Raw genomic sequence first — 22,193 nt, forward strand, 5'->3', positions numbered from 1 at the left:
GCTGCCCGGGGCGGTTCCGGGCCCGGGATGCGGGCGCCGCCCGGGCTCAGGCGTCGCCGCCCTGCGCCCCGCCGTCCTGACCGCCCTGCTGGGCCTCGGCGGTGCGGCGGACCTCCTCCATGTCGAGCGCACGGGCCTGGCCGATCACGTCCTCCAGCGCCGCCTCGGGGAGGGCGCCGGGTTGGGAGAAGATCAGGGTGCGGTCCCGGATGATCGCCAGGGTCGGGATCGACTGCACCTCGAAAGCCGCCGCGAGCTCCTGCTGTGCCTCCGTGTCCACCTTGGTGAAGGCCAGGTCGGAATGGCGCTCCGCCGCGGCCTCGTACACGGGTGCGAAGCTGCGGCAGGGGCCGCACCAGGAGGCCCAGAAGTCGATCAGGAGGAAATCGTTCTGCCCGACGATCTCCTCGAAGTTGTCCTTGGTCAGCTCGATGGTGCTCATGCTGTCTCCTGCAATGGGGGCATCAGGACGGGCCGCGCCCTGGAGGCGGAGGAACAATCCTCCGCCCGCTCCGCATTCCCCACGGACAGGCTCTCCAGTCCCCTCCCGTTCCGAACGGGTCCGGCCCTCCGGGACACCGCGCCCTGGCCCCGGGTGCCGGTGGCGGCGCCTGGCCGGGGCCGTGTCCGCGTCCCTCGCACGCCGTCCTTCCCGCGAGGCACCGTGGCGTCCTCCGCTCGACCGGGCAGCCCGGCCGCCGCGCCCGGCGCGCAGCAGCCGTGGACCACGTCCAGAAGTGAGGCCGTCCGGTACTGCCAGGCCACGTGCACCGGCGGCCTCCGGTCCGGCGAGCAGTCGGCCGAGGTCCTGGCACACTCCAGCAGGTGGAAGAGGCCGGTGCCGCTGCGCCGGACCGTCCAGGACGTGCAGCCCCCGCCCGGATCGCGGCGGTCAGCTCCGCGGCACCTCGGGGTGCGGGGGCCTCGCAGTCTGGTGGTCGAGGTGGTCGGAGTGGTCGGAGTGGTCGGGGTGGTCGGGCAAGTTGGGCTGGTCGGGGACGCGGTCGGTGCGCACGCGCCTGTGCGGGACGGCCCTCATGGCGTCCGCTCTCTCGTCCCGGGCCGGGTGCTGTCGGCACCTTCCGGATACGGCAGCGGTACGCGGTGCCTGAGCAGCCCGCTGGAGGCGAGCGCGTCCCACAGGGCGGGCGGCAGCGGACGGCGGAACCCCGCGGCCGCGTCCCGCACCTCCTGCGGGGACCCCAGCCCCAGCAGCACGCCGGCGACCGCGGGGTGGCCCAGCGGGAAGCGCGCCGCGGCGGTGCGCAGCGGGACACCGTGCTGCGCGCACAGCGCCTCCAGCCTCCGCGCCCGGTCCAGCACGTCTGTGGGCGCCGCGCAGTAGTCGTAGGTCGCCCGCAGCCGCGGATCGGCGAGCACCCCGGAGTTGAAGACGCCCGCGGCCAGCACCGGGACGCCCCTCTCCTGTGCCGCGGGCAGCAGGTCGTCCAGCCCGCTCTGGTCCAGCAGGGTGTAGCGGCCGGCGAGCAGGACGACGTCGAGGTCGGTGTCCCGGACGAACCGGGCGGGCATCGCGGACTGGTTCATCCCGATGCCGATCGCGGAGATCACGCCCTCGGCGCGCAACCGCTCCAGGGCCGGGTACGCGCGGGTGAGGGCCTGGTGTTCGTGGTCGTCCGGGTCGTGAAGGTGGACGATGTCGACGCGGTCGAGCCCGAGCCGCGTCAGACTGCCGTGCAGGCTGCGGCGCACCCCGTCGGCGCTGAAGTCCCACACCCGGCGGTGACCGGCGGGGGCGGCGAAGCCGTGCGCCAGATCGCTCCCGTGCGGGGCGGGCAGCGGCTCCAGTAGACGTCCGACCTTTGTGGAGACCGTGAAGCTGTCCCGGGGCAGCCCGCGCAGGGCCGACCCCAGCCGCCTCTCGGCCAGCCCCAGACCGTAGTGCGGGGCCACGTCGAAGGTGCGCAGCCCCTCCTCCCAGGCCGCCTCGACGGTGGCGGCCGCCTGCGCTTCGCTCATCGCCTCGTACAGGTTGCCGAGGCAGGCGGCGCCGAAGGCGAGGCGCGTCACGCGTGCGGTGCTGCGGCCCAGCGTCCGGTGCGGCAGCGGGTCGCTCATGCCCCGGCGGGCCTCAGCCGCAGGCCGGCCATGCCGCCGTCCACCGCCAGGGCCGTACCGGTGACCGACCCCGACGCGGGCCCCGCCAGGTAGACGATGGCGCCCGCGACCTCGTCGGCGCTCACCAGCCTGCCGTGCGGCTGCCGGGCCTGGAGCGCCTGCCGCTCGGCCGCCGGATCGTCGGCTGCCGCCAGCAGCCTGCCCACCCAAGGCGTGTCCACCGTCCCGGGGTTGACGCAGTTGACCCGGATGCCCTCGCGTACGTGGTCGGCGGCCATGGCCAGCGTCAGGGAGTACACCGCCCCCTTGCTGGCCGCGTACAGCGCGCGCTGCGGCAGCCCTGCGGTGGCCGCGATGGAGCAGGTGTTGACGATCGACGCGTGGCCGGAGCGGCGCAGGTGGGGGAGGGCGGCGCGGGTGGTGCGGGCGATGCCGACGACGTTGACGTCGAGCACCCGCTGCCACTCGCTGTCGGGGTTGTCGGCCACGGTCCCGGCGGCGCCGATGCCCGCGTTGTTGACCAGGATGTCGACACCGCCCAGTTGCGCGGCCGCCTGTTCGACACCGGCGCGGACGGAGGCGTCGTCCGTCACGTCGGTGCGGATGCCGTACAGCGGAGCAGCCGATGCCTGCGATGCCTGTTCCGGGTCCGGCTCCAGGTCCAGTACGGCGACGGCTGCGCCGCCGGCGGCGAGGCGCAGGGCGGTGGCCCTGCCGATGCCCGAGGCGCCGCCGGTGACGACGGCGCGCAGCCCGGCCGTTTCGTGGATGGTCATGCCTGGTCCTCCGCAAGGTCGGAGTCCTCCGGGCCGTCGCCGTGACGCGCGCGGTCGGCGGCCCAGAAGCTGCCGTGTGGGTAGGTGTAGGTGGCGATCGACTCGGGACTCATGGCTGCCGAGAAGCCCGGCCGCAAGGGAGCGGCGTAGTGCCCGTCGCGGATCACCACGGGGTCCAGGAAGTGCTCGTGGAGGTGGTCGACGTACTCGACGACCCGGTCCCGGGTGGTGCCCGAGACGGCCACGTAGTCGAACATCGACAGGTGCTGGACCAGCTCGCACAGGCCGACGCCGCCCGCGTGCGGACAGACCGGCACCCCGAACTTCGCGGCCAGCAGCAGGATCGCCAGGTTCTCGTTGACGCCGCCGACCCGGGCCGCGTCGATCTGCACCACGTCGACGGCCTCGGCCTGGAGCAACTGCTTGAAGACGACCCGGTTGTGCACGTGTTCGCCGGTGGCGACCTTCACCGGTGCCACGGCCCGCCGGATCGCCGCGTGCCCGAGCACGTCGTCGGGGCTGGTCGGCTCCTCGATCCAGTACGGCTCGAACTCGGCCAGCGCCCGCACCCAGTCCACGGCCTGCGCCACGTCCCAGCGCTGGTTGGCGTCGATCGCCAGCCGGAATCCGGGGCCGAGCACTTCGCGGGCGGTGCGGCAGCGCCGTACGTCGTCGCTCAGATCCGCCCCCACCTTCAGCTTGACCTGACGGAACCCCGCAGCGACGGCCTGCTCGGCGAGGCGGGCGAGCTTCTCGTCCGGGTACCCCAGCCAGCCGGGCGAGGTGGTGTAGGCGGGGTAGCCGTCCCGGCGCAGTCCGGCTTCGCGGGTCTGCCTCCCCTCCTGGCCGCGGCGCAGGATCTGCAGGGCCTCCTGCTCGGTGAGTGCGTCCGTCAGGTAGCGGAAGTCGATCTGGGAGACCAGCCACGCGGGTTCCGCGTCGGCCAGCAGCTTCCACAGGGGCTTGCGCGCGGCCTTGGCGGCCAGGTCCCACACCGCGTTGACCACGGCGCCGACGGCCATGTGCATCACCCCCTTCTCCGGCCCCAGCCAGCGCAGTTGGCTGTCCCCGGTCAGATCCGCGGCCAGGGATCCCGGGTCGGCGCACAGGCCGGCGACGGACCGCCCCAGCACGTGGGGCCGCAGTGCCTCGATGGCGGCGACCTGCACGTCGTTGCCGCGCCCGATGGTGAAGGCGAACCCGTGCCCGGCCAGTGCGCCGCCGCCCGCACCGGCGTCCTCCGCGTCGGTGCGCAGAACGACGTACGCGGCGGAGTAGTCGGGGTCCGGATTCATCGCATCCGACCCGTCCAACTGCCCGGAGGTGGGGAACCGGACGTCGTAGGTGTCCATCGCGATGATCCGTGCAACGTCTGCGGACAACTGGGGTTCCTTTCACAGACCGTTCCCCGGCCGGCCGCACCTGCCCTGCCGACCGGAGCACCGCACGCCTCGAAGGCCCGGTAGCCGAGGCGATCGAGGCGATCGAGGCGATCGAGGCGATCGAGGCGACACTATGCCTGCGAGGGAACCGGCGCAAGGAAACATCGGATCTCTTCTGTGCCGGTCGCGCCGAGTCAGCCCGCGCCCGGCCCCACCGCCGCGTCGCGCCCGTACCAGTCGACGCAGACCGCCAACGCGTCGTCCTCCAGCAGTCCGCCGCCGCGGTGGTCGGACAGGTCCTGGAAGACCGCGCGGGGCACCTGGGCGGCGGGCAGCAGCCGATTGGCCGTCAGGGAGCGGGCCAGACCGTGGTCACCGAACGCCTCACCGCCGGGCGAGGCGGACTCGTAGACCCCGTCGGTCGCCAGCAGCAGCCGGTCCCCGGGCTGCACCTGGAACCGCTCGGTCACGTAGTGGGTCTCCTCGAACATGCCGAGCGGGAGCTGGGCGTCGAAGACGAGCGGGTCCACCTTGCCGCCCCGGCGCAGCCAGGCGCGCGGGGAGCCGGCCTCGACGACCTCCACCTGCCCGGTGGTGAGTTCGAACCGGAGCAGCACCATCGACACGTGTGCGGTCCCGTGGTGCTGCGCGTACACCGCCTGGTCGGTCAGTGCCGCCTGGTCGGCCAGGCCGAGGCCGGCCCGCCGGGCGTTGCGCATCGCGCTGACGGCGAGGTTGGTCAGCAGGGCCGCCTCCACGCCCTCGCCCATGCCGTTGGCCACGGCGATGGTCAGGTGGCCGGCCGAGACGGACCAGTCGAAGTTGTCCCCGGTGGTGGAGTACGCGGGCTCCAAGTGGGCGCCCAGGGCGAATTCGTGCCGCCGCAGCGAGCGGCCCGGCAGCAACTGCCACTGCATCTCCGCGGCCAGGGTCAGCCGCGTCGCCCGGCGGGCCCGCAGGTAGAGGTCGGTGTCGCGTTCGGCGACCGCGATCTCGTGGCCGAGTGCCCCGCACAGGTGCTCCAGCTCCGGAAGCAGCCCGTGCACATCGGCCTCACCCGGAAAGGTGACCGACAGGACGCCCAGCCGGTCACCGCGCACGCTCACCGGCAGGTGCGTCGCGACGGTCCGCGCCGACCGGTCGGCGACCACCAGGGGTTCCGGCGCCCGCAGTGCCCTGCCCTGCGGGCTGTTGTGGATGCGCACCGGCTCCGCGGTGAGCGGCACGGGCTCCACCATCTGCAGCGTGCTCATGCCGTAGTCGGCCATGCGCAGCTCGGCCCCGAGGGCCCCGTACTGTTCTCGCAGTGCCTCGTCGACGACATCGAGCAATGCGTGCGGTGCGGCGGCGCGCAGGGCCCGCTCGACCACGGCGTATCTGTCCACGTCTCCTGCTTCTGGGTCTGTCAGACGGTGCGACGGCCGGGCAGGGGGCACTGCTGCCCTGCCCGGCCGGTTCCGTACATTATCGTCGCACTGCAACATTCGCTGAACGACAACAGATGGCGCTCGGGGGCCGTCCCGGCGCCGTGACCAGCCGGTACGGGTCTGCCGTCCGGGTCTGTCGCCGGGGTGAGGCGGGACGATAGGCTCTACCCGCCCTTTGCACGGATGCCGAACAGGTGACGAATGGACCCCGATGCCGGGGCGAAGTGGCCGGAAATGTGGAGTGGAACGTGACGTCGTCCTCGCGCGAGGCAGCTTGGGCAGCCGGGGCGGCCGGCGAGGTCATCGAGCTGCTGGAGGTCCTGTGGGAGCACGGCCGGGACGCGGTCTCCACCTCGCCCGTCTCCGCCTCCCAGCTCCGGGTCCTGTACTGCCTCGACCGTGACGAGGGCATGAACCTGCGCACCCTGGGCGAGCTGCTGGGGTCGGGGCCCTCCTCGGTCAGCCGGCTGTGCGACCGTCTCCAGGCACTCGGTTTCCTGGAGCGGCTGCCGAGCCCCGTCAGCCGCCGGGAGCTGGAGCTGCACCTGACGCGGCAGGGCCACAAGTACCTCAGCGACCTGCGGTTGCGCCGCCAGGAGGCCCTCACCGCGACCCTGGCCGCGATGTCGCCCAGGACCCGCGCGCTGCTGGGTGAGGGGTTGCAGGCCTTCCAGGACGCGGCGGAGAGCGCGTCCCCGTCCCCCGTGCGGCCGCTGAGCGCACTGAAGGACGTGGACCGTTCGGCGTGACACCTGGCGGCTCCGCTCCGAGCGCCCCGCACTGTGGTGTGCTGCGCACACCCGCGACCGGCGGGACGCAGACCGCAGGAGGCGAGCTGCCATGGCGCACCGTGAGGCGACCGTCACGCTCCCGGCCGACGCGGACGCGCTCTTCGCCCACCTCGGCGAGGTGGGCAACCTGCCCGCCTACGTGCCGGGCGTGCGTGCCGCCGCACGCCTCGACGAAGAGTGAGCGCGCGTCACCGGTGCCGCCGGGTGGACGCTGGAGGTGCGGCTGACCGTCGACGGGCCCAGCCGCAGCGCCACCTGAGGAGCGGGCGGTCCGCTCGGTCACCGGGGACAGCTGTACGTGACCGACGCGGCAGCGGCCGCGACCGGCGCGGGTACCGACACCGGTGCGGGCGCGGTCGGCGCCGAAGGGGCAGCCGCGGGCGAGGTCCGCGTCACGGTCGCCGTCGAGACGGGCGGTGCGGGCGGGGCGGAGGGAGCGGGTGGCGACGACGGGGAGGAAGGCGCCCGCTCCGGTGCTGTCCTCGACCGCTCGCTCGCCGTCCTTCGGCGCAGTTGGCAGGCGACCGACGGGTGACCGCCGGGTGCGGGCCGCTCAGCGGCTCAGCTCCGCCTTGCCGAACAGCGCCGCGTACCCGCTGGGCAACTGGCTGATCAACTGGTTGAGCTCGCCCCCGGACACGGCGTCCCCGAGGGTCGACAGGACGGCGCTGGCATCCCACTCGGCGGTCCGGGGCCGGGCTCCGGTCTGCTCGGCGACCCGTTCGCAGAACTGCAGCACGCCGAACGTCTCCGGCTCCTCCTCCCCGGCCTCGGCGACGACGGGCCCGAGCGGACCGGGGAGCTGGGCCGCCAGCTCCTGGGCCTTGACGGGGGAGATGCGGAGGGCCAGCACGCTCAGCACCGCCCAGGTCACCTGCTCGGCCTCCTGCCGGTCACGGTATTCGCCGCGCTCGCGGACCTGGGCCAGGAACTCGTCGTACCTCATGGTCGGCTCCTTCGTCCCACGGGATCACTCACGCCGCATGCGGCGCCGCTCTCCCGCCCCCGGTACCCAGCGGTGGACCGCTCATGGGTGCCGGCCGGCAGCGCCTCTGGACCGGCTCCGGCGCCGGTCCGCTCACCCGGAGGCGGCGGACAGCGGCATGCCGGTGTAGTTCTCCGCCAGCTCGGCCGCGGCATGCCGGGAGGTGGCGATCCGGTCCAGTTGGGAGAGCTGGAGACGGGTGTCGAAGGAGGACTGGCCGGGGGCGGTGTGCAGGGTCGTCGTCATGAAGTACGAGAAGAGCTCGGCCCGCCACACCCGCCGCAGGCACTGTTCGGAGTAGGTGTCCAGCAGCGCGGTGGAGCCGGACCGGTGCAGGTGGGCGAAGGCGCGGGCCAGCACGGTGACGTCGGAGACGGCCAGGTTGAGGCCCTTGGCGCCGGTCGGCGGGACGATGTGGGCGGCGTCCCCGGCGAGCAGCACCCGGCCGTGGCGCATCGGCTCGGTCACCGAGCTGCGCATCGGCAGCACGGACTTGCTCGTGACCGGGCCGCGGTTGAGCCGCCAGTGGGCGTCCGCGCCGAAGCGGCGGTCCAGCTCGTCCCAGACACGCGCGTCGGGCCACGCCTGCGGGTCCGTCCCGTCGGGCACCTGGAGGTACAGCCGGCTGACGGTGGGTGAGCGCATGCTGGCCAGCGCGAACCCGTGCGCGGAGTGCGCGTAGATCAGCTCGTCGTGGACGGGCGGCGCGTCCGCGAGGATGCCCAGCCACGAGTACGGGTAGACCCGCTCGTGCACCCGCCGCGCCCCCTCGGGGACGGTGCGGCGCACGGTGCCGTGGAAGCCGTCGCAGCCCACGACCCAGTCGCAGCTCAGCGAGCGCTCCCGGCCCTGGTGGGTGTAGCGGACGGTGCACCGGTCGCTCAGCGCGCCCTCCACCGCGTGCACCGGCGCGTCGAAGAACAGCGGTGCCCCGTCGGCCAGTTGCAGGGCTGTCAGGTCCTTGACGATCTCCGTCTGGGCGTAGACCCACACCCGCCGGCCGCCGGTCAGTGCGGGGAAGTCGAGGCGGTGCCGGCGACCGGCGAAGCGCAGCTCGATGCCCTCGTGCGGCATTCCCTCGCGCTCCAGCCGGTCGGCGGCGCCCGCGCAGCGCAGCACGTCCACCGTGCCCTGCTCCAGGATGCCGGCGCGCTGGCGTTGCTCCGCGTAAGCGCGATCCCGGCTCTCCAGGACGACGCAGTCGATGCCGTGCCGGTGCAGCAGGCGGGCGAGCAGCAGCCCGGCGGGGCCCGCACCGACGACGGCGACCCGGGTGCGGCGGGGTGGTGTCATGGGAGCGGTCACTTCCCGGTGGCGGCCGGTGCGGTGGCACTGTCCCAGTGCGCCAGCAGGGCGTCGGTGACGGTGTCGGGCCGCTCCACTCCGGCGAGGTGTGCGGCGCCGTCCACCTCGACGAGGGCGGCCCCGGGGATGCCGTCGGCCAGTTCACGGGCGTGTGCCGGCGGGGTGGCCGGGTCCTCGCTTCCCGCCACGACCAGCGTCGGCGCGGTGATCCGGGACAGGGCCTGCCGCGCGTCGAAGGCGGCGAGTGCCTCGCAGCAGGCGACGTATCCGGCCGGGTCGGCCTCGGCCAGATCCGCGAGCAGCCTGGCACCGAGCGGCGTGCCGCTCATCGTGTCCGGGTCGGCGAACCAGCGTCCCGGAGCCGACTCGAGGACGGCCCGGGCGCCGCCCTCCCGGACGAGGGCGGCCCGCTCGTGCCAGCCCGCCGCCGGACCGAACCAGGCCGAGGTGCACACCAGGGCCAGCGACGCCACCCGCCGGGGGTGGTGGACGGCCAGGTGGGTACCGATGCCGCCGCCCAGGGAGATCCCCGCATACCGGAAGGTCTCCCAGCCGTGGTGGCCGGCCAGCGCAAGCACCTGCGCGGCCAGCTCGTCGACGGTGGTGCGCTCGGTGCTCGGTTCGGCCAGCACGTCGAGGGGGGTCCGCCCGTGTCCGGGCAGGTCGTAGCGGAGCACCCGGTGCTGCCGGGTGAGGGCGGGAAGCTGGGGCTCCCACACCGCGAGGGAGGTGCCCAGGGACGGTCCGAGGATCAGCGGGGTGCCGTCTGCGGGGCCGTCGAGACGGTGGTGGGGCAGGGTCACGAGTCCTCCTCGGGCTCGGCCGGACGAAACGGGGCCGGGCCGCGGCCGGCCAGTGCCCGGTCCACCAGGTGCGGGGCGCACCCCGTGCGGTGTGCCGGGTCGGCCAGTCCGGCCCACACCCCCTCGGGTACCCCGGCCAGTTCCGGGTGCCCGCGCAGTACCTCGGTGAGGGGTACCCCGTCCGAGGCGGAGCGCGCGGCGGCGTCGGTGACCAGCGCCGTGGCCCGCGCCCTCCCGACGTGTGTGCCCAGCACGGTCGAGGCGTGCTCGGCCAGGATGCGCCCGCCGGTCAGCTGAAGGTTCTGCCGCATCCGTGCGGGCCGAACCCGGAGCGCTTCCGTGAGTTCGGCGGCGCACCGGGCGGCGCCGCCGGTCACCCGCAGCGCCTCGCGCAGGGTCTGCCACTCGCTGTGCCAGGCCCCGGCCGGGCGCTCGTCCTCACCGCTGAGCGCCCCGAACAGCACGGCGGCCAGGGAGGGGAGGCGCCGTGCGGCGGCTGCGATCAGGGTGGCCCGCACCGGGTTGGCCTTGTGCGGCATGGCGGACGAGCCGCCGCTCGCGCCGTCGACGACCTCGGCGGTCTCGGTGCGGGTCAGGACCAGCACGTCCGCGGCGATCCTGCCCAGGGCGCCGGCGGTGTGGGCGAGCGCGGCGCCCAGGTCCGCGACGGGCGTGCGCGCCGTGTGCCAGGGCAGCAGGGGCGCGGCCAGCCCGGTCGCGGCGGCGAAGGCGGCCGGCAGGTCCAGGGCCGCCTCGGTGCCGCCGTCGGCGGCGAACGCCGCGAGCGTTCCGGCCGCGCCGCCGAGCTGGGCGGGCAGGGCCGCGCGGACGGCGGCCAGCCGGCGGTGCGCGTCCAGGACGAGGCTGCGCCAGGTGGCCGCTTTGAGGCCGAAGGTGGTCGGCACGGCGTGCTGGGTGAGGGTACGGCCCGGCATCGCCGTGTCCCGGTGCGCCGCGGCGAGTGCGGCCAGCGCCGCGGCGGTGCGGTCCAGGTCGGGCAGCAGCAGGCTCAGCGTGCGGTGTGCGACCAGCATCGCGGCGGTGTCCAGGATGTCCTGGCTGGTGGCCCCACGGTGCACGTAGGGGCCTGCCGCCTCGCCCACCGCCGCGGTGAGGTCGGCGACCAGCGGGATGACCGGGTTGCCGCTCGCGCGGGCCCGCAGCGCGAGGTCCCGTACGTCGAAGCAGGTGGCGTCGGCCGCGCGGGAGACGGTCTGCGCGGCTGCCTCGGGGGCGAGACCGAGCCTGGCCTGGGCGCGGGTGAGGGCGGCTTCCGCGTCGAGCAGCGCCTGGAGGAAGGCGGTGTCGCTGGTTGCCGCCTCGGCCGGGGAGCCCGCCCGCACGGGGGAGAGGAGCCCGACGTCGGCGCCGTCGCCGGGCGCCGCCGTCGGGTCAGCGGGGCCGGGGCACGGTGGGGGAGCCGTCGGCGGGTCCGGGGGCGCCGGAGCGGCCGAGGGGGTCGAGGGGGTCGAGGGGGAAGTCAAGGAAGACCGTCTCCTTCTCGCCCTGGAGGCGAATGTCGAACCTGTAGAGCCGCTCCTGCTCCCGGGTGGCCAGCAGCGTGGCCCGGCGCTCGGGAGACAGCGTGCCGAACACCGGATCGGCGGCCAGCGCTTCGGCGTGCTCGGGCAGGTGGGCGCGGGTGTACAGGTGGTGCAGCAGGCCCCGCGCGAGGACCAGCACCGGAAGAGAGGGCACCGCGCCCGGACGGTGGGGGCCCGGCGCGAGTGTACGGAGGACCCAGTGGCCGTCGGCGTCGGTCGGCACCCGGGCGAATCCGGTGAAGCGCACCCCGTCGCGGCCGACGACCTCGCCGGTGGCGGGGTCGTGCCGCAGCGATCCCGGCGCCCCCGCGGTCGACCCGTCGGGACCGGCCTGCCACACCTCCAGCAGCGCGTCGGGCACCGGCTGCCCGGCGCCGTCGTACACGTTCCCGTGGAGGGTGACGGTGTCCGGGTGCCCGGCGGGTGCCACGTCGCCGCCGCCCGCGAAGGGCAGGGCGTATCCGTAGAAGGGCCCGACGGTCTGCGAGGGGGTGGGCGCGAGCGGCGGCTGTACGGCGCCGGTGTGCGTGGCCGCCTGCTTCCCGCTCTCCGCGGCGGGGTACGCGGTCTTCTTCTGTGGTCCGGTCATCAGCCGCGGCCCTCCTCGCACCAGGTGGCGGCCGGACCGTCCAGGACGATGTCCCAGCGGTAGCCCAGCGACCGTTCGGGCACGGACAGTTCATGGTCGTAGGCGGCGACCAGGCGGTCGCGGGCCGCCTGATCGGTGACGGACTGCAGGATCGGGTCGTACGGGAAGAGCGGGTCGCCCGGGAAGTACATCTGCGTGACCAGCCGCTGGGCGAAGGCCTCGCCGAAGAGGGAGAAGTGGAGGTGCGCGGGCCGCCAGGCACCCGTGTGGTTGCGCCAAGGGTAGGCGCCGGGCTTGATCGTGGTGAACGCGTACCGGCCCTCGGCGTCGGTCAGGCAGCGGCCGAACCCGGTGAAGTGCGGGTCGAGCGGCGCCGGGTGCTGGTCGAGCTGGTGCGCGTACCGGCCCGACGCGTTGGCCTGCCACAGCTCGACGAGCTGCCCGCGCACCGGCCGCCCGCGCCGGTCGCGCACCTGCCCGGTCACGGTGATCCGTTCGCCCAGCGGCTCCCCCTGGTGACGGCACGTCAGGTCGCTGTCCAGCGTGGTGACGTCGGTGGCACCGAAGACCGGACCGCTCAGCTCGACCGCTTCCGGGTCCCGCAGCGGCAGCGGAGCCTGCTGCGGATGGCGCAACGCGCTGCTGCGGTACGGCGGGAAGTCCCGCGGCGGGTGGTGGCGCGGCCCTGCCCCGGCGTTCCGTCGCCGTGCGGCGGCCACGGCAGCGTCGATGTCGGCCTGCGTGGAGGCCGCGGGGAGCGGTGGGGCGGTGGGGGGAGTGGTCATGGCGGGCTCCTTCGGTACGCAACAGCCGGTGCCCGCGGGGTGTATGGTCCGCGCGGGGTGCGGGACCCGGAGGCCCCCGGCCCGTTCCGGAGGGCGGTCACCGGGCCTCCTCGTGGGGAGGGGAGGACGCGGCGGTGCGGTGCAGGATCTCGCTCGCCGCCGGGCGCGCACTCGACGAGGAGCAGCCCGTCCGGGTACGTGTCCAGGACGGCGAGACCGGTCACCGTCCCTTCCCCGCAGTCCCGTCCCGCCAGTGGCGGAAGGCACTGCGCCGCCCGCTTCGGGACGCCGTCCTCGGTGGTGCGTGTTCCAGCAGGCAGGGGGCGCCGCCGCGCTTGCGGGCCCGCTTGCGCGGTGAGGCGAGGGCGACGCGGCGACGGCCATCGTACGGCACGGCAGCCCGCAGCCCGCAGCCCGCAGTCGGCCACCGGCCGGCACACGCCGGTGGGCGGAGAAGGCGGGGGTGCCCCGGTGCACAGTCGCTCGGCCGGCATCTTCTACGGAACGAGTCCCAGCTCGATGCGGTCGTCCAAATGGGGGCGGGTGAACTCCCAGTTGCCGCCGAGCTGGCTCTCGGTCACCCGGGCGCTCACCTCGTCGGTCAGCAGCCGGGTCCACCACCGCTCCTGCCGCCACCTCCATGGCCGGGGCCACCACTTCGTCCATGCGGCTGAGGACCTCCTCCGGCCGGTGTTCGCAGAGTGAACCGACGTTCCTCTCCGAACGCCCGGGGAGTCTCCGCCCGCCGCGCGGCCGTGTCAATGGGACGGTTGCCAGGGGCTGCGCTCAGGAGCCGTACCAAGCGCCCCCGTTGCGGCGCCCCGGGCGTGCCCCGCGGCCCGGGTCTGCCGACAGTGTTCGGCTGTTTCGGGACGAGACCGGGAGCCATGCCCCGCAGTGCACCGGCACCGCCTCGCGCCCCGCGCCGGGCGGCGAGTCCCTGGTCACGCTGGAGCGCGGGCCGACGGTCCTGCGCGTCCTCGCGGCCACGCCCGGCGGTCGGCTCAGATCCCGTCCGGAGCACCGGGCCGGTGCGCGCGGTGCTCGATCGGGTGCCCGCCCCCCTCCCCCACCTCGGCGAGGTGCGGACCACCGCTGGGGACACCATCTCGCGCCCCGCATACCGGGGTTCGGCAACGGCTGCCTGACCGCCTGCGGTCTGCCCGACACGGTCGGGCCGCTTGCCCAGCGGCTCGCGGACACCCTGGAGGAGCCGGTGGGCGCGGCCGTCCCCGACCGGGACGTGTGCGCTTCGTCGTCCAGTGCCCGCGGCGGCGCACCATGGCTGTCAGCTCGCGCATCGGCGACCTGCCGGCCACCGGACTGTGCGCACCCGGTGCCCTGTTCGCCGCGGACCGGGACGAGTCCACCGGACCACGCCGGCGGCATCGTCCCCGCGGATCCGCACGCCACGGGGTTCCTGGCCCTCCCGCCCTGCCACAGGACGTCACCACGTTCGGTCACCGAAGAGTGCGCGGCCCGTGTGGCAGCGGCCCGCGGGTCCGGAGCGGCTGTCGAGGACCAACTCGTCCTCGTCGAACCGGAGCTGGTCGCCGTCGCGCTGCCCGTGCCCGGTCCGGACGGGACCGTCGTCAGCCACCTCAGTACACACACGGCTGGCAGCCTCATCGTGCACACACTGCCCCCCACTTGCCCGCCCGCGCCGACGGCACGCGCGAGGCGCTGACCGCCCCGTGCGGCGTGACGGCGCCCTCCCGCCCACCGGACCCCGGAGGAGCCGCGCACCACCGTTTCGCCCGAACTCCGCACGGCCGCCCGCCACATCGAGGCCGACCTCGCGGTCACGACCGGGCACCTGCTGGACGGGGCGCGGGGCGGTCGTGGCCGCGACCCGACGGCCCGTCACCGGGAGCCGAACGGCCCGTCGCCGGAGCCGGGGGCCGGACGGACCCGCTTGGTGGACCCGGCTCACCCCTCCCGGCAGGCGGCCGTCAACGTCGCCAGCCGGCCGGTGGGATCGTGCAGGACGAGTGCTCCGTCCGTGACCACGCGCCGGGTGCCGGGGTCCACCGGATCGTCGGCGGCCCACGAAGGCGCGGCGATCCCGAACTCGACCTCCAGGCCGGAGGGCGCGGCGAAGCGGCGCTCCAGGACGGCGCCCCAGGAGCGGGTCCGTACGGACATCCGCAGTCCGAGGTCGCGCGCCCAGTCGTCACCGTCGTAGCGGGAACCGTCCTCGGTGAGGAGGACCAGGTCGATGTCCGAGTCGGCCCGTGCGGTGCCCCGCGCACAGGAGCCGACCAGCAGCAGCCCCGCCACGTCCGTGCGTGCGGCCGCCCATCGGGCCACCCGGCCCACGATCCGGCGGATCTCCGCAGCACGTGCGGGAGGCAGTCCGGGCGCCGGCGGCAGGGAGGGCAAGGCCATGCCCCGAGCGTACGGGCCGGAACGGGCGGATGAGCGGACCCGGCCGCCCCGCACACACGCCGCCAGGGGCCGCTCCGTGCGGAGCGGCCCCTGGGGCTGGGGTCGGCCGGATCCGGCCGCGACGCGAAGGGCTCCTCCTTGGAGGTTCGGACGGGGCCCCTGCGCGCCGGCTTGATGTGCTGCGCGTCGGTCAGCCGTTCTGCATCGGGCCGAACTTGAAGATGACCGAGTCGTTGATGATGTGGTCGTCGTCGGAAACCTTGACCGACGTCCACTTGTTGTGAACGTGCTTGTGCACCGAGTTGTGCTCGTGCCCACCGCAGGCCGAGGCGGCGGTGGTACCGGCGGCGGCCAGACCGAGGGTGGCGAGGCCGACCGCGAGGGAGCGCGTGAGGGTGCGCATGAAAAACCTCCGTGGAGATCACGAAAGACAAGGACCCCGCCATCGTCGCCGCCTCGGCGGGCATTACAGAGCAATATATGAAGGACACGGGCGCAACGGACCCGAATGGTGCACCGGGCCGGGCAGGCCGCCCTGCCGCTCAGACCTGCGGTGTGCCCGCCGCCCGCAGCAGGCGCAGGAAGTCGGTGAAGGCCGACGGCATGTCCACGGCGTCCGGTGCCAGCAGCCACTGCACCTGAAGCCCGTCGAGCACGGCCGCCATCAGCGGGGCGACCTGTTCCGGTGCCAGCCCGGCGGGCAGCCCCTCGCCGCCCTCCCCGAACTCCGCGCGCACGGCCTCGGCCAGACCCGAGCGCACGCGGGCGTACCGCTCGGTGAAGAAGGCCCGCGCCGGGGCGTGCTCGGCCACGCTGCCGCCCGAGAGCACCGCGAAGGTCTGCACGATGCTCGGGCGGGCGGCGTTGTACTCCACCAGTTGCGCCAGCAGGTCGAGGTTCCAGTGCTCCGGGGGGCCTCCCGCGGCTTGGACGTCCCAGCGGTCGCGGGCCTCCAGGACTCCGATCAGCAGCTGCTCCTTGCTCGGGAAGTGGTGGAGCAGCCCGGCCTGGGTGAGGCCCGCGCGCTCGGCGACCGCCGCCAGTGAGGTGCCCTCGTACCCCCGCTCGGCGATGACCTCCATGGCCGCGCGGAGGATCTCCTCCCGCCGTTCCTCCCTGCGGGCCGCCCTGCCGCCGCTGCGCCGCCGGTCGTGGGGCCTCGCGCTCTGCTGCTCCGTCACACGCCGACTCTAGCCGCCACGCCGATGCTGTGAAACGGAAGAATAACAACGCCTACCGATCACTCGGTGAACGCGCCAGGATGCGACCGGTGGCGCGACGGAGGAGTCCGCCGAGCCCCGTCACCGCACCGCCCCCGCCGCGAAGGAGCGCCGAATGACCCCCGCACACCCGGCCGTGCACGCCGCACATGCCGCAGCCGTCGAGACCGCTCTGGCCGCACTCGACCTGGACACCAAGGCCCGGCTGCTGTCCGGGCAGGACATGTGGTCGCTGCCCGCGCTGCCCGCGATCGGTCTCGGCTCGCTGGTGATGTCCGACGGGCCCGTGGGGGTGCGCGGCACCCGGTGGAGCGCCGCCGACCCCTCCGTCGCGCTGCCCAGCCCCACCGCGCTCTCCGCCACCTGGGACCCGGACCTCGCCCGCCGGGCCGGGCACCTGCTCGCCCAGGAGGCCCGCCGCAAGGGCGTGCACGTGCTGCTGGCGCCCACCGTCAACCTGCACCGCTCCCCGCTGGGCGGGCGGCACTTCGAGTGCTACTCCGAGGACCCGTACCTGACCGGTGAGATCGGTGCCGGCTATGTACGCGGCGTCCAGGAGGGCGGGGTGGGCACCACCGTCAAGCACTTCGTCGGCAACGACGCGGAGACCGAGCGGTACACCGTCGACAACATCATCGCGCCCCGGCCGCTGCGCGAGCTGTACCTGGCGCCGTTCGAGCACATCGTCCGCAACGCCCACCCGTGGGGCATCATGACCGCCTACAACCAGGTCAACGGCGCGACGATGACCGAGCACCGCTACCTGGTCGGCGAGGTGCTGCGCGGCGAGTGGGGCTTCGACGGCTGCAACGTCTCCGACTGGACCGCCGCCCGTGACACCGTCCGCGCCCTGACCGGCGGCCTGGACGTCGCCATGCCGGGGCCGTCGACCGTCTACGGGCCCCCGCTCGCCCAGGCGGTACGCGACGGCGACGTGCCCGTCGACGCCGTGGACGAGGCAGTGCGCCGGGTACTTCTGCTGGCGGCCCGGGTCGGCTGCCTGGACGGGGTGCCGGCCGCCGTCGACCCGGCCGACCTACCGGCCCGCCTCGACGGCGCGGAGGTGGCCCGCGAGGTGGCCCGCCGCGGACTCGTCCTGGCCCGCAACGAGCCGGTCGGCGGCGGTGGCCCGGTGCTGCCGCTGGATCCCGCGGGACTGCGGGCCGTCGCCGTCGTGGGCGCCGCCGCCGCGGAGGCGCGGGTGCTCGGTGGCGGCTCGGCCACCGTCTTCCCCGACCGCCTCGTCCCGCCTCTGGACGGGCTGCGCGCCGCACTGCCGGACGGCGTCGAGGTCCGGCACGCCGTGGGCGCCGACCCGCGCACCCGCACGCCCGCCGCCCGCGACGGCTTCACGCTGCGCGCCCGCTATCTGGACGCGGACGGTGAGCTGCTCGCCGAGGAAGCCCAGTTCGACGGCCGCGTCCAGGCCATCGGCAGCTTCCCCGAGGGCGTCGAACCGGCCGCGCTGCACTCCGTCGAACTCGTCGGCTCGCTCACCCCGCGAGCCACCGGTACCCACACCCTCTCCGTGACCGGCAGCGGCCACTTCACCCTCACCGTGGGGGAGGAGGTGCTCTTCGACGAGGAGTGCGCCCCGCCCGGCGGGGACCCGTTCGAGGCCTTCATGAATCCGCCCGAGACCCTCGTCACCGCCGACCTGGCCGAGGGCGTGACACTCCCCGTCAGCCTCCGCTGCACCCCGCTGGGCCCGGGGCCCGCCGAAACCCTCCCCGCGCTGGCCTTCTGCCTCGGCCACCTCGGGCCGCGCCGCACTCCCGACGAGGAGATCGAGGAGGCGGTCCGGGTCGCCCGGGACGCGGATGTCGCAGTGGTGGTCGTCGCCACCACGCAGGAGGTGGAGTCCGAGGGCTTCGACCGGAGCGACCTGCGGCTGCCGGGCCGCCAGAACGAACTGGTCGCCCGGGTGGCCGCCGCCAACCCGCGCACCGTGGTCGTCGTCAACTCCGGTTCCCCCGTCGAACTTCCCTGGCGCGCCCAGGTGCCCGCCGTGGTGCTGAGCTGGTTCCCCGGCCAGGAGGCCGGGGCCGCGCTCGCCGACGTTCTGCTGGGTACCCACGAGCCGGGCGGCCGGCTGCCCACCACCTGGCCCGCCCGGCTCGCCGACGCGCCGGTCACCGACGTCACCCCGCGAGGCGGCGAAGTCACCTACAGCGAAGGCGTCTTCATCGGCTACCGCGCCTGGGAGAAGGCCGGCACCGCGCCCGCCTTTCCCTTCGGCCACGGCCTGGGCTACACCGACTGGGAGTACGAGACGCTCAGGGCCACGGACCGGACGGCGCGCGTGCGGATACGCAACACCGGTGCCCGGCCCGGTGCCGAGACCGTCCAGCTCTACGTGGCACCCGTGGACGGCGAGCCCGGACCGGCCGCGGCCGGCGGCTCCCCGCCTCCCGCGCGGTGGGTGACCGAGTCCTCGGCCCGGGAGCGCCCGGCCCGTCGGCTGGCCGGTTTCGCGCGGGTCGAGGCCGCGCCGGGTGAGTCCGTGGAGGTCGAGGTGGCCCTGCACGGCCGGGCGTTCGAGATCTGGGACGAGGCGGCGGCGAGCTGGCGCCGCGTACCCGGCAGCTACGACATCGAGGCCGCGCACAGCGTGGCCGACCGGCGGCTGAGCACCCGGATCACGGTGAGTTGAGGCGTCGCGGTGACCGGGGACGCCGTGCCGGACCGAAGCGTCACGGTCGGCGCCCGGCCGTCGGCGACGTCCGGCCGGCCGGGCCGTCGGCGCGTACCCCGGGCGGGGCACGGGCGCGCTCAGCACCGGGTGGTGCCGCGGGAAACCCCGCCGATCGGGTGAGTGTCGTCCCGTTGGGCGTGGCGACGGAACGCCCGAATCCGCCACCGGTGCACTCTTGTGCGCGTCCTGGCACATAGAGCAAGGGAGGATCCCCATGCGCATCCGTACCGCGGTTGTCGCTTCCGGTCTGGCCGCCACCGCCGTCCTCGGCGGAGCGACGGCAGCGTCCGCCGACGCGGGCGCCGAGGGTGGCGCGGCGAACTCGCCGGGGGTGCTCTCCGGCAACGTCCTGCAGGTTCCGGTGCACATCCCGATCAACGTGTGCGGCAACACCGTCGACGTCGTCGGGCTTCTCAACCCCGCCTTCGGCAACTTCTGCGCCAACGACTGACGCGGCACCCCACCCGGAGACGGGAGGGTTCTCCTCCCCGCGGGCTCCCCGCTGTCGCACGAGCGCCCCGCCGGTCCCCCGGCGGGGCGCTCGCGTGTGCACGGGCGGGGTGCCCCGCTAGGCCCGGATGCCCGTCGCACCCATCGGCGGCGGCTCCTTGCGGAGGAACGCGGCGCGCAGGGCGTGATGGGGGGCTCCCGGGTCGAACAGGACGCGGTGCATGGCGGCCAACTCCTGGTCGCGGTAGGACGCCAACGGCTCGGCCGCCTCGTCCCTGGCCCGGTTCGCCTTCTTGACGGCCAGTCGCTGGTGGGTGGCCGGATCCTCGGCCATCGCCCCGGCCAGCTCGGCGACGCGGGGCGCGAACTGCCGCGGCGTGGTGGGCAGCACCCGGTCCACCAGGCCGATGCGGCGGGCGGTCGCCGCACTCATCGGCTCCGCGTCCCGCATCAGCGCCTCGGTGATCTCCGGGCCCACCCGGCGGGGCAGCGTGTACGTCCACAACTCCGAACCGGGCAGCCCCATGAGCCGGTAGTGCGGGTTGAGAACGGCACCCGCCCTGCACCACACCTCGTCCGCTGCGGCCGCCAGCATGACACCGCCCGCGGCCGCGTTGCCGCCGAGCGCCGCGACCACCAGCCGGTCCGTGGTGGTCAGCACCGCCTCCACCACGTCGTCCATCGCCTGGATGTTGGCCCAGCCCTCCGCCGCCGAGTCGCGGGCGGCCTCGATGACACCCAGGTGGATGCCGTTGGAGAAGAAGTCCCGTGTGCCGCCGAGCACCACCACCCGGGTGGGCCGGGTGCAGGCGTACCGGTAGGCGGCCAGCAGCCGGCGGCACTGGACGGTGCTCATGGCCCCGCCGGGGAAGGCGAAGTGCACGAACCCGACGCCGTTCTGCTCCCGGTAGCGGATCTCCGTGTAGGTGAGGCGTTCGGGGGCGAGCTCCAGCGGGGCGGGCCGCTCCGGTACGTCCGGCAGCCGTGCACCCAGTGCGAGCGTGGCGGGCAGCTTGAACGTGGCCCGGCCGCCGGGGGCGCGGCGCGGACGCAGTTGGGGGATCCACACCGCACCGTCCACCGTGGCGCGGCAGACGGCCCCTGCCCGGGTGGCGAGGATCTCGCCGGGTGTGCCGTGCAGTTGGTCCTCGGCGTGGCCGCCGTGCAGGTACCACTCCTCACCCAGCAGCTCGTCGAGGACGCCGGGTCGGGAGTCGGCGGCGCGCAGGGTGCGCAGCACGGCGGTCGTCGGGTCGGTCTGCCAGTCGATCCGGCGCTCCGACTGGTGCATGGCCGGGCGCACCGACGGCTTCAGCTCCTGCTGCGAGCTGGGCCGGTGGCTGCCGGTCGCGAACCGTGCGACGGCGCTGCGGACGGCCTCGAGCGCGGCGTCGGAGATCTCGCTCCGGTACAGGTCGCTCTTGGCCGCGCCGCCCGGCAGCTCGCACTCCGCGGAGGCCCAGATGTCGCCGGAGTCCAGTTCCGCCTCGGCCTGCAGGACGGTGACGCCCCAGTGCAGGCGGCCCTCGCTCACGGCCCGGTCGAGGGAGGAAGGGCCGCGGTCGCCCGGCGGGCCCGGGTGCACGATCAGACAGGTGTACCGCGACCAGATGTCCTCGGGGACGGTGGTCCGCAGCATCGGGGCGATCACCAGCTCGGGTTCGTACCCGGTGACCGCGCGCCGCACCTCGTCACCGTCGCGTACCACCTCGGTCGCGACGGTGTGGCGGGCGTCCCGCAGTTCGGCCTGCACACGCTGGGTCAGGCTGTTGAAGGCGCTCGCGACGAGCAGGATCCGCACCACGACCTCCTGGTGATGTTGGGTGGTGTCTCGGGACTGAGGCGGACAAGGACGTGTGTTGACGGGGTGCACGAGCCGGTGGCGGCTCAGCAGATGCGCGGCAGCTGCTCTCCGAGCGGCAGGTCCACGACCCGGGTGCCGCCCAGCCCGGTGCGGGCGACGACCATGCCGGGGTGGTCCTCGACGCACTCGCCGATCACCGCCGCCTGCGCTCCCAGCGGGTGGGCCCGCATCGCGGCGAGCACGGCGTCGGCCTCCGCGCGCGGTACGAAGGCGAGCAGCTTGCCCTCGTTCGCCACGTACAGCGGATCCAGCCCCAGCATCGAGCAGGCGTTGGCCACCTGGTCGGGCACCGGGACGGCCCGCTCCTGGAGGACGACGCCCACCGAGGCGGCGGCCGCGATCTCGTTGAGCGCGGCGGCGACCCCGCCGCGCGTGGGGTCGCGGAGCACGTGCACGTCCCGCGTGACATCCAGCATGTGCGCGACCAGCCCGCCCAGGGCCGCGCAGTCGCTCTCCACGGTGACCTCGAACTCCAGGCCCTCGCGCTTGCTGAGCACCGCCACACCGTGCACACCGACGGCGCCGCTGACGAGGATCACGTCACCCGGGCGGGCGCGCTGCGGCCGGATGTCGACGCCGTCGGGGATCAGTCCGATCCCGGCCGTGTTCAGGTAGATCCCGTCGCCGCGTCCGGCCTCCACCACCTTGGTGTCCCCGGTGGCGACCTCCACGCCGGCCGTCCGCGCGGCGGCTCCCAAGGACTCGGCCACCCGGGCCACCAGTGCCAGCTCGACGCCCTCCTCCAGGATGAACCCGCAGGACAGGTAGGCGGGCCGGGCACCGCTCATGGCCAGGTCGTTGACGGTGCCGTTGACGGCGAGGTCGCCGATGCTGCCGCCGGGGAAGAACAGCGGCCGCACCACGAAGGAGTCGGTGGTGAACGCCAGCCGGGCGCCGCCCACCTCCACCGCCGCGGAGTCGGCGAACGAGGAGAGGGCCTCGCCGCCGAACGCGGGCGCGAAGACGTGCTCCACCAGCTCCGCTGTGAGCGCCCCGCCCCCGCCGTGCCCCATCACGACCCGCTGCTGCCCGCGCAGCGGCGCCGGGCACGTCCAGGCGGAGAAGTCCGGCGCGGAGTCCCTGGGGGAGTCCGGGCCGGTGCCGGGCGCG

The 22,193-nt window shown here is 74.6% G+C and carries 23 protein-coding genes; 5 read left to right on the forward strand and 18 right to left on the reverse strand.

The features are described from left to right. Positions 1-46: 46 nt before the first annotated feature. From H297_RS0124110 to H297_RS0124135, 6 genes are all read right to left on the reverse strand, one after another. Positions 47-442, reverse strand: coding sequence for a thioredoxin domain-containing protein (locus tag H297_RS0124110; protein ID WP_027739157.1), 396 nt, complete (start codon positions 440-442; stop codon positions 47-49). 450 nt (positions 443-892) lie between these two features. Next, positions 893-1,039: a hypothetical protein gene (locus H297_RS43360; protein ID WP_158693727.1), complete on the reverse strand. Its 147-nt coding sequence runs from the start codon at positions 1,037-1,039 to the stop codon at positions 893-895. Next, positions 1,036-2,079 (reverse strand): aldo/keto reductase, encoded by a 1,044-nt coding sequence (locus tag H297_RS38100; RefSeq protein ID WP_051352126.1) that lies wholly within the window; start codon positions 2,077-2,079, stop codon positions 1,036-1,038. Before H297_RS38100 ends, H297_RS43360 begins: the two co-directional genes overlap by 4 nt. Further along, on the reverse strand, positions 2,076-2,855 hold the full coding sequence (locus H297_RS0124125) for an SDR family oxidoreductase (protein ID WP_027739158.1): 780 nt from the start codon (positions 2,853-2,855) through the stop codon (positions 2,076-2,078). The genes H297_RS38100 and H297_RS0124125 overlap by 4 nt, the downstream gene beginning before the upstream one ends. After that, entirely contained in the window at positions 2,852-4,237 is a 1,386-nt protein-coding gene (locus tag H297_RS0124130; RefSeq protein WP_027739159.1) for an enolase C-terminal domain-like protein, read from the reverse strand. The genes H297_RS0124125 and H297_RS0124130 overlap by 4 nt, the downstream gene beginning before the upstream one ends. A 194-nt stretch (positions 4,238-4,431) precedes the next feature. Continuing rightward, positions 4,432-5,622, reverse strand: a complete 1,191-nt coding sequence (locus H297_RS0124135; RefSeq protein ID WP_027739160.1) for a PP2C family protein-serine/threonine phosphatase — start codon at positions 5,620-5,622, stop codon at positions 4,432-4,434. Between the two features lie 290 nt (positions 5,623-5,912). On the opposite strand from H297_RS0124135, the gene H297_RS0124140 reads away from it, so the two are divergent. From H297_RS0124140 to H297_RS0124150, 3 genes are all read left to right on the forward strand, one after another. Further along, a complete protein-coding gene (locus H297_RS0124140) occupies positions 5,913-6,413 on the forward strand; it encodes a MarR family transcriptional regulator (RefSeq protein ID WP_051352135.1) in 501 nt (166 codons plus the stop codon). 91 nt (positions 6,414-6,504) lie between these two features. Further along, positions 6,505-6,636, forward strand: a complete 132-nt coding sequence (locus H297_RS44540; protein WP_486589643.1) for a hypothetical protein — start codon at positions 6,505-6,507, stop codon at positions 6,634-6,636. 117 nt (positions 6,637-6,753) lie between these two features. Continuing rightward, a complete protein-coding gene (locus H297_RS0124150; RefSeq protein ID WP_027739162.1) occupies positions 6,754-6,990 on the forward strand; it encodes a hypothetical protein in 237 nt (78 codons plus the stop codon). Between the two features lie 18 nt (positions 6,991-7,008). On the opposite strand, the gene H297_RS0124155 is transcribed toward H297_RS0124150, so the two are convergent. The 10 genes from H297_RS0124155 to H297_RS0124205 form a co-directional block, all read right to left on the reverse strand. Next, the gene (locus H297_RS0124155; protein ID WP_027739163.1) at positions 7,009-7,401 is read right to left on the reverse strand and encodes a DUF2267 domain-containing protein; all 393 of its coding nucleotides are present in this window, start codon (positions 7,399-7,401) and stop codon (positions 7,009-7,011) included. Between the two features lie 132 nt (positions 7,402-7,533). Continuing rightward, positions 7,534-8,733 (reverse strand): 4-hydroxybenzoate 3-monooxygenase, encoded by a 1,200-nt coding sequence (locus H297_RS0124160; RefSeq protein ID WP_027739164.1) that lies wholly within the window; start codon positions 8,731-8,733, stop codon positions 7,534-7,536. Between the two features lie 8 nt (positions 8,734-8,741). Then, positions 8,742-9,548 carry an alpha/beta fold hydrolase gene (locus tag H297_RS38105; protein WP_106959692.1) on the reverse strand — a complete coding sequence of 269 codons (807 nt, stop codon included), beginning with the start codon at positions 9,546-9,548 and terminating at the stop codon, positions 8,742-8,744. Then, positions 9,545-10,891, reverse strand: a complete 1,347-nt coding sequence (gene pcaB, locus H297_RS38110) for a 3-carboxy-cis,cis-muconate cycloisomerase (RefSeq protein ID WP_051352136.1) — start codon at positions 10,889-10,891, stop codon at positions 9,545-9,547. The genes H297_RS38105 and pcaB overlap by 4 nt, the downstream gene beginning before the upstream one ends. Positions 10,892-10,940: 49 nt before the next feature. After that, complete coding sequence (gene pcaG, locus H297_RS38115) at positions 10,941-11,681, reverse strand: protocatechuate 3,4-dioxygenase subunit alpha (protein ID WP_064744870.1); 741 nt, start codon at positions 11,679-11,681, stop codon at positions 10,941-10,943. After that, a complete protein-coding gene (gene pcaH / locus H297_RS0124180) occupies positions 11,681-12,466 on the reverse strand; it encodes a protocatechuate 3,4-dioxygenase subunit beta (RefSeq protein WP_037795279.1) in 786 nt (261 codons plus the stop codon). The genes pcaG and pcaH overlap by 1 nt, the downstream gene beginning before the upstream one ends. A gap of 1,447 nt (positions 12,467-13,913) precedes the next feature. Next, a complete protein-coding gene (locus H297_RS43365; protein ID WP_158693728.1) occupies positions 13,914-14,066 on the reverse strand; it encodes a hypothetical protein in 153 nt (50 codons plus the stop codon). A gap of 329 nt (positions 14,067-14,395) precedes the next feature. After that, positions 14,396-14,854, reverse strand: a complete 459-nt coding sequence (locus H297_RS0124195; protein ID WP_037795281.1) for a nucleotidyltransferase domain-containing protein — start codon at positions 14,852-14,854, stop codon at positions 14,396-14,398. Between the two features lie 190 nt (positions 14,855-15,044). Further along, positions 15,045-15,257 carry a hypothetical protein gene (locus tag H297_RS0124200; RefSeq protein WP_027739167.1) on the reverse strand — a complete coding sequence of 71 codons (213 nt, stop codon included), beginning with the start codon at positions 15,255-15,257 and terminating at the stop codon, positions 15,045-15,047. Positions 15,258-15,396: 139 nt separating this feature from the next. After that, positions 15,397-16,035: a TetR family transcriptional regulator gene (locus tag H297_RS0124205; protein ID WP_027739168.1), complete on the reverse strand. Its 639-nt coding sequence runs from the start codon at positions 16,033-16,035 to the stop codon at positions 15,397-15,399. Positions 16,036-16,189: 154 nt separating this feature from the next. Between H297_RS0124205 and H297_RS0124210 the strand changes: the two genes are divergently transcribed. Together H297_RS0124210 and H297_RS0124215 are read left to right on the forward strand one after the other, a co-directional pair. After that, positions 16,190-18,727 carry a glycoside hydrolase family 3 C-terminal domain-containing protein gene (locus H297_RS0124210; RefSeq protein ID WP_051352127.1) on the forward strand — a complete coding sequence of 846 codons (2,538 nt, stop codon included), beginning with the start codon at positions 16,190-16,192 and terminating at the stop codon, positions 18,725-18,727. Between the two features lie 256 nt (positions 18,728-18,983). Further along, positions 18,984-19,220, forward strand: coding sequence for a chaplin (locus tag H297_RS0124215; protein ID WP_037795289.1), 237 nt, complete (start codon positions 18,984-18,986; stop codon positions 19,218-19,220). 117 nt (positions 19,221-19,337) lie between these two features. Here the strand turns inward: H297_RS0124215 and H297_RS0124220 are convergent, their stop codons facing one another. Both H297_RS0124220 and hypE read right to left on the reverse strand, forming a co-directional pair. Then, a complete protein-coding gene (locus H297_RS0124220) occupies positions 19,338-21,020 on the reverse strand; it encodes an enoyl-CoA hydratase-related protein (protein WP_027739171.1) in 1,683 nt (560 codons plus the stop codon). 86 nt (positions 21,021-21,106) lie between these two features. Beyond that, positions 21,107-22,096, reverse strand: a complete 990-nt coding sequence (gene hypE, locus H297_RS0124225; protein WP_078514556.1) for a hydrogenase expression/formation protein HypE — start codon at positions 22,094-22,096, stop codon at positions 21,107-21,109. Positions 22,097-22,193 lie beyond the last annotated feature (97 nt).

Source organism: Streptomyces sp. CNT360 (assembly GCF_000424785.1).